The sequence below is a fragment of the Actinomycetes bacterium genome (assembly GCA_036000965.1).
In the GTDB taxonomy this organism is placed as follows: domain Bacteria; phylum Actinomycetota; class CALGFH01; order CALGFH01; family CALGFH01; genus DASYUT01.
In genome coordinates this window covers 1-6065 of sequence record DASYUT010000017.1, presented here as the reverse complement: position 1 = coordinate 6065, position 6065 = coordinate 1, and the positions used below count along the sequence as shown (strand labels likewise).

The 6065-nt window shown below is 70.5% G+C and carries 8 protein-coding genes and 1 other RNA gene; 7 read left to right on the top strand and 2 right to left on the bottom strand.

Annotation, left to right across the window (positions count from 1 at the left end):
* The 5 genes from VG276_00815 to ssrA all read left to right on the top strand — a co-directional run.
* On the top strand, positions 1-148 hold a 148-nt coding region (locus VG276_00815), incomplete at its 5' end, for a cell division ATP-binding protein FtsE (protein ID HEV8647957.1).
* Entirely contained in the window at positions 138-1055 is a 918-nt protein-coding gene (gene ftsX, locus VG276_00810; GenBank protein ID HEV8647956.1) for a permease-like cell division protein FtsX, read from the top strand. The genes VG276_00815 and ftsX, both read left to right, overlap by 11 nt.
* A gap of 8 nt (positions 1056-1063) precedes the next feature.
* Complete coding sequence (locus VG276_00805; protein ID HEV8647955.1) at positions 1064-2233, top strand: S41 family peptidase; 1170 nt, start codon at positions 1064-1066, stop codon at positions 2231-2233.
* Between the two features lie 2 nt (positions 2234-2235).
* Complete coding sequence (smpB, locus tag VG276_00800) at positions 2236-2706, top strand: SsrA-binding protein SmpB (protein ID HEV8647954.1); 471 nt, start codon at positions 2236-2238, stop codon at positions 2704-2706.
* Positions 2707-3041: 335 nt separating this feature from the next.
* Positions 3042-3400, top strand: a transfer-messenger RNA (tmRNA) gene (gene ssrA / locus VG276_00795).
* A 10-nt stretch (positions 3401-3410) separates the two neighbouring features.
* Here ssrA and VG276_00790 read toward each other — a convergent pair.
* Complete coding sequence (locus tag VG276_00790; protein HEV8647953.1) at positions 3411-3854, bottom strand: tyrosine-type recombinase/integrase; 444 nt, start codon at positions 3852-3854, stop codon at positions 3411-3413.
* Between VG276_00790 and VG276_00785 the strand changes: the two genes are divergently transcribed.
* On the top strand, positions 3822-4625 hold the full coding sequence (locus tag VG276_00785) for an AAA family ATPase (GenBank protein HEV8647952.1): 804 nt from the start codon (positions 3822-3824) through the stop codon (positions 4623-4625). The genes VG276_00790 and VG276_00785 overlap by 33 nt on opposite strands.
* A 170-nt stretch (positions 4626-4795) precedes the next feature.
* On the opposite strand, the gene VG276_00780 is transcribed toward VG276_00785, so the two are convergent.
* A complete protein-coding gene (locus VG276_00780) occupies positions 4796-5068 on the bottom strand; it encodes an AbrB/MazE/SpoVT family DNA-binding domain-containing protein (protein HEV8647951.1) in 273 nt (90 codons plus the stop codon).
* A 183-nt stretch (positions 5069-5251) separates the two neighbouring features.
* Between VG276_00780 and VG276_00775 the strand changes: the two genes are divergently transcribed.
* Complete coding sequence (locus VG276_00775; protein HEV8647950.1) at positions 5252-5545, top strand: hypothetical protein; 294 nt, start codon at positions 5252-5254, stop codon at positions 5543-5545.
* Positions 5546-6065 lie beyond the last annotated feature (520 nt).

Here is a 6065-nt window from a genome sequence, read left to right as displayed (position 1 = left end):
GGAGCGCATCAACCGGACCGGCACGACCGTGGTGATGGCAACCCACGACCAGCGCATCGTCGACGACATGCGCAGGCGCGTGGTCGAGCTCGAGCACGGCAAGGTCATCCGCGACCAGGAGCGGGGGGTGTACGACCTTGGCGTTTAGGCTCTCCTACATCGCGCTGGAGGCCTACCGCGGGTTCCGGCGGAACCTGCTCCTGGCCCTGTCGATGGTCATCATCGTGGCCATCAGCCTCACCCTGTTCGGCATCGCGCTGCTCGCGGGCAGGCAGGTCGGGCTCTCGTTCGGCTACTGGTCCAACAAGATCGAGGTCTCAGTCTTCCTCACCCCGACCATCCGGTCGGAGCAGCGCGACGCGCTGCTCCAGGAGATCCGCTCCATCCCGGTGGTCGAGAACGTCCAGTACGAGTCCAAGGAGCAGGCCTACGAGCGGTTCAAGGACCAGTTCAAGGACTCCCCGGACATCGTCCGCAACGTGAACGCGACCGCGCTGCCCGAGAGCTTCCGCATCAAGCTGAAGGACCCCGAGCAGTTCGCGCAGGTCCACGACCGGTTCTGCAACGGCGTCCTGAACGACCGGGGCAAGGAGCAGTGCTCGCCCGGGATCGACCAGATCGTCGACCAGAAGCGGCTCGTCGAGCGGCTGTTCGCCGTGCTCAACCTGCTCAAGAACTCCTTCCTGGTGCTCGCGGCGGTGCTCGGGGTCGCCGCCGTCGTGCTCATCGCGGTCACGGTCCGGGTTGCGGCCTTCGCCCGCCGCAAGGAGACCCAGATCATGAAGCTGGTCGGGGCGAGCAACACCTACATCCGGCTGCCCTTCCTGGCCGAGGGCGTGTTCGCCGGGCTGCTCGGCGCCGGGGTGTCGTTCGTGCTGCTCCGGGTGGGCATGCTCTACCTGCAGCGGGTGCGCGACCAGGTGGCGATCTTCAAGGTCCTGCCGATCGTCGGGCTGAGCGACTTCTACTCGTCCTGGCTGCTCCTGCTGCTGCTCGGCGTGGTCGCCTCGGCCCTGGCCAGCCTGCTCGCCCTGCGCAAGTACGTGCGGGTCTGACCAGCGCCATGGCCCACCTTCCCAGGCGGGCGGCGGCGCTCGCCCTGGGCGGGCTGCTGGTCGCGGCGGGGTTCGTGGCGGGGCTGGCAACCGGCCACCAGGCCCGCGACCCGGCCCAGCCCCACGACCCGGGTGTCTTCGAGATCGTGGCCGAGGCCAGGGACCGCATCCGCTCGGCCGCCGAGCGGCAGGTCTCCGACGCCGACCTGGCCGACGGCGCCGTGCGCGGCATGCTCGCCGTCCTGGGCGACGCCGCCGCCCGCTTCTACACCGCGGACGGCTTCCGGGACCTCCGCGACGGGCTCGACGGCGAGTTCACCGGCGTCGGCCTGTGGCTCCGCCAGCGGGGCCGGTCGACCGAGGTGACCACCGTGCCGCCGGGCACGCCGGCCGCGCGGGCCGGCGTGCGCGCCGGGGACGTGCTGGAAGCGGTCGACGGCCGCCCGGTCGCCGGCCGCGGCCTGGAGACGGTGACCGGCTGGCTGAAGGGCGCCCCCGGGAGCGTGGCCGTCCTCGCCATGCGCCGCGGCGGCCGGGCCGTCACGCTCCCGGTGCCCCGGATGGCGATCAGCGTGCCGAGCGTCGAGTCGCGCCTGCTCCAGGGCCGGGTCGGGTACGTGCGCCTGTACGAGTTCGGCCGCGGGACGGGCGAGGAGGTCCGCCGGGCCGTCGAGGGCCTGCGCGCCCGGGGCGCCGCCGGGGTCGTGCTCGACCTGCGCGACAACCCGGGCGGCCTGCTGCCCGAGGCGGTCGAGGTGGCCGGCGTGTTCCTGCCTCCCGGCCCGGTCACCAGCTACCAGGAACGAGGCCGTGCGCCGGTGGTCTACGCGACCCGGCGTGCGCCCGTGCCTGGGCTGTCGCTCGCGGTGCTCGTCAACCAGGGGTCGGCGAGCGCCTCCGAGATCGTCGCCGGCGCGGTCGCCGACCGCGCCCGCGGGGTGGTGGTCGGCACCCCGACCCACGGCAAGGGCACCGTCCAGCAGGTGTTCGACCTCGGCCGCGGGCGCGGCATGACGGTGACGGTGGCCTCCTACCGGACCCCCAAGGGCCGGCCGATCCCGCCCGGGGGCCTGGTCCCCGACGTGGTCATCAAGGGAAGCCCGCCCCTGCAGCTGGCGCGGGCCGAGGGGCTGCTCCACGAGATCCTCGCCGACCTGCCCGGCAAGGCGGTGGGGTAGCGATGCCACGGCGGGAGCCTCCCGGCACGGTCGCCACCAACCGCCGGGCCCGGCACGACTACGAGATCCTCGACCGCGTCGAGGCCGGCATCGAGCTGCGGGGCAGCGAGGTCAAGACCTTGCGCGAGGGCAAGGCGTCCCTGCAGGACGCCTACGCGGTCGTCGAAGGCGGCGACGTGATCCTGCACATGCAGATCCCCGCCTACTCCCACACCGGGTACGAGGGCCACGAGCCGACCCGCCCGCGCAAGCTGCTCCTCCACCGCAAGGAGATCGAGCAGCTGGCGCGCAGGGTGAACGAACGCGGCCTCACCCTGGTGCCGCTCCGCCTGTACTTCAAGTCCCAGCTCGTCAAGGTCGAGCTCGGGGTGGCCCGCGGCCGCAGGGCCTACGACAAGCGCCAGGCGATGGCCAAGCGCGACGCCGCCCGCGAGATGGACCGGGTCCGCAAGGCCCGCACCCGGGGCGCGTAGATCCCGCTGGGCGGCCGCGGCCTGCCGCCGGTGGTAGCGACCGCCACCCGCGCGCCGTCGCGGCCGGGCCGCTCGGCGGTCGCCCGGCCGATCCCCCGCGACCCCCCGTGACCAGCGTGACCTTGCCCGTGAGGGGGTGCCATGGTCCGTGAGGGGGTGCCATGGCCCGTGAGGGGGTGCCCATGGTCCGTGACGGGTGCCATGGTCCGTGACGGGTGCCATGGATGCCTCCCGTCGCTGTGTGTGGCCTTGTCGACCGCCCATCCTGCCGGCGGAGCCGGGAATGCGGCGGGCGGGGCGCGCGGTTACACTAGGTGGCGTTGACAACAGCACATGGGGGTGCCTGGGTTCGACCGTGACGGTTCGACTCAGGGGAAGCGAGCCGGAGTTCGCGGGGCTTCGTACCAAACCGCGAAAATCACAAGCGCCAAGACTGACAACGCTTACGCGCTCGCTGCCTAATCTCGATTAGGTAGCCGTCCGCCGTTCCTCCGCCTGTGGGAACGGATCGGGCGTCGCTAGCAGGCTCACCCGGGGCGGGGCGCCCGCCGCCGTCTCGGGGACATCTTGCGGGCTGGGACCGGGGAGCGGAGCCATCGGACAACCCCGGTCCGAGATCCAGCCGATGGCTGCGCTCGGAGAAGCCCTGGGACGTCGCCGCGGGACGGGAGTTCGAGTCTCCCCACCTCCACCATCAGGCCAGGTCATTGACCTGGCCTTTTGCTGTCCAGCGCGACGACGGGGCCACCGTGGGGCCACACGTCGGCGCGCGTGATGGCCGTATGCGCGGCGTCGAGACGGTCGGCGAGGACCTGGAAGTCGTCGGCGTACAGGTGGCCGTAGCGGTCGAGCGTTTGTGTCGCCGAGCGGTGCCCGAGCGTGGCTTGGACGACCTTCACCGAGGCGTTCTCACGGATCGCCAGGCTCGCGGCCGTGTGCCTGAGATCGTGGACGCGCAAGCCCTCGGGCAGTCCGGCGGCTCGGACGGCCGGGTGGAAATAGCGCTCGCCCCACTTGGAGGCGCGCAGCGGTCCGCCCTGCGGCATCCCGAACACGAGGTCGCTCGGGGTATGGGGCCGGCCGGCTAGGGAGGCGCCGAGCTGGCTAGTGGCACGGTGCGGCGTTCGCCCGTCTTGGTCCGTCCCCATTCGAGACGCCCGTTCACCCTGGCCCGGGACGAGCACGGCCGGGTGAAGCCGCTGTCGCTGCCCAAGGACCTCGGCCGGCTCGAGAAGGCCATCCGCGGCGTGGGCGCGAAGCTGCTCATCATCGACCCGATCACCGCCTACCTGTCGGAGACGATCTCCACCAACAACGACGCGAGCGTCCGCCGCGCGACGACCCCGCTCGCCGACCTCGCCCAGCGGACCGGCTGCGCGATCCTCTTGATCCGCCACCTAAACAAGTCCGGTGACCTCAAGGCGAAGTACCGCGGGGGCGGGTCGATCGCGTTCGCCGGCGCGGCCCGGGCCGTGCTGGTGGTCGAGGAGCACCCCGAGCAGCCCGGCCTGATGGTGCTCGCCCGGGTGAAGAACAACCTCGCCAAGGTCATCTCCTCTATCGGCTACACCGTCGAGTCCGAGCCGCTGTTCGAGTGCCCGCTGGTTCGCTGGAGGGGCGTCGTCCGCATCGACGCCGACACCTTGCTCCGCGGCCACGACTCCCGCCGGGACGCCGAGGTCCGCGAGGAGGCGATGGACCTGCTCCGCGACCTGCTCGCCGACGGGCCGGTCCCGGTCGCCGAGGCGAAGAAGGTCGTCGGGGACGCCGGGATCAGCGCGAGCACGATCCAGCGCGCCAAGAAGAAGCTCGGGGTCGTGTCCGTGCAGGACCGCGACACCGAGACGGGGCGGCTGCTCGGGTGGCTGTGGCAGCTCCCGGCCGACGAGGACGAGGAGGGCGGCGACGATGCGTTGTGACCGATCCGGGGTCCAGGTACTGGCGGCTGCGGTCCGGCTGCGGCGGCCCCGGGCGGTGGCATGGTGAGCTGCGCTCGGGCGCACCGCTGCCCTCGCCGCGCGTGGTGGTCATGCTGCACAAACGGTGAGAGCCACCGTGGTGGTGGCTCTCACGCATGTGTTGTGTGTGGCTATCCCAACGAGTCGAGGAAGGCAGCGTCAGTCTCGAAGCGCTCTCCCTCGCCCCGGCGGGCCTGCTCGGTCGCCTCACGCTCACCGGCCTGCCACTCGGGTGTCCAGAACCATGCCTGGCTTCGGTCGACAGTGGCAAGCGGTCGGAGGATCACCTCACCGCTCTCTGACACTTCGGCCTCGATCAAGTCCCCCTCCTCAAGCTTGGCGGCCTTACGGACCTCGTCCGGCAGCGTCAGCTGCCCCTTCGCTCGAAGGGTTGTGCGGGCCATCGTGTCCGCTCCCATGTCCCCCCCTGATCCTGCAACAGTCGGTTGGCTAGTCGTAAAGCCTGTCAACAGACAGTAGACGACAGTTTGACTTTCGGCAAGAGATAGAGAGTTCGCTAGTACGATTTTCGTATCTTCTCATGGTACGATCCGCCGACCTGAACCGCCCAAGGATGGGACGACCGCATGCCTACCTATGAGAAGCTTCCTCGATTCGTGAAGGACTTCGACCAGCTCTCCGAGTCAGACAAGCAACGCTTCAGGGAAGCCGTAGCGAAGTTCGTTGAAGACCTTGCGCGCGACAAGGGCTTTCGTCCTGGCCTTCGCGTTCGAGGGATTCAGGGTGCTCCCAGAATCTTCGAGATGACGTGGGCGCCGGACGGTCGGGCGACCTTCCACTACGGCGAGCCCGTTCGGGAGGGCCAGCCTCATGTGGTGTGGCGCCGGGTCGGTATGCATGCCGTCCTGGCCAAGCCCTAAGAGCACGCAGTCCCTCCCTTCGGGGGAGTGGTGCGACCGCGCCGAGCGGTGAGCTTCGCGCGATTGCGGCGCGGCCGCGTTCTTGGGCGGACCTGGGCCCGCGCCGCCTGCGGCGGCAGTCAGATGCCGACCGCATCGCCACGCACCGTGATACCGCCGCAGCCGTCACCGCCGCTTGCGTCTGCGCCTACAGGGTTGCCGCCTCTTGTGGGCCTGCGACGCGGCCACCATGCCGGCAAGCAGCGAGGCAGCGATCACCAGCAAGGCGGTTTCTTGAAGATCGGCAACGGATCAACCTCAGCCCACAGCCGTCACCCAGCGCTACATGTCACTTCGCGGCAGCTTCACGAGAACTGGGCCGTGACGATCAAAACTCGCCCTCAGGGGCGGGCCTTCCCGAGGTACATCAACTCCCACAGCGCGTCGTCGGTGTGGCTCTCCACCAGCTGCTCGCCCTTGTAGTGCTCGACGCGCAGCTCTCCGGCGAACCGCAGGTAGGCGCCGTCGAACCCGGCGAGCC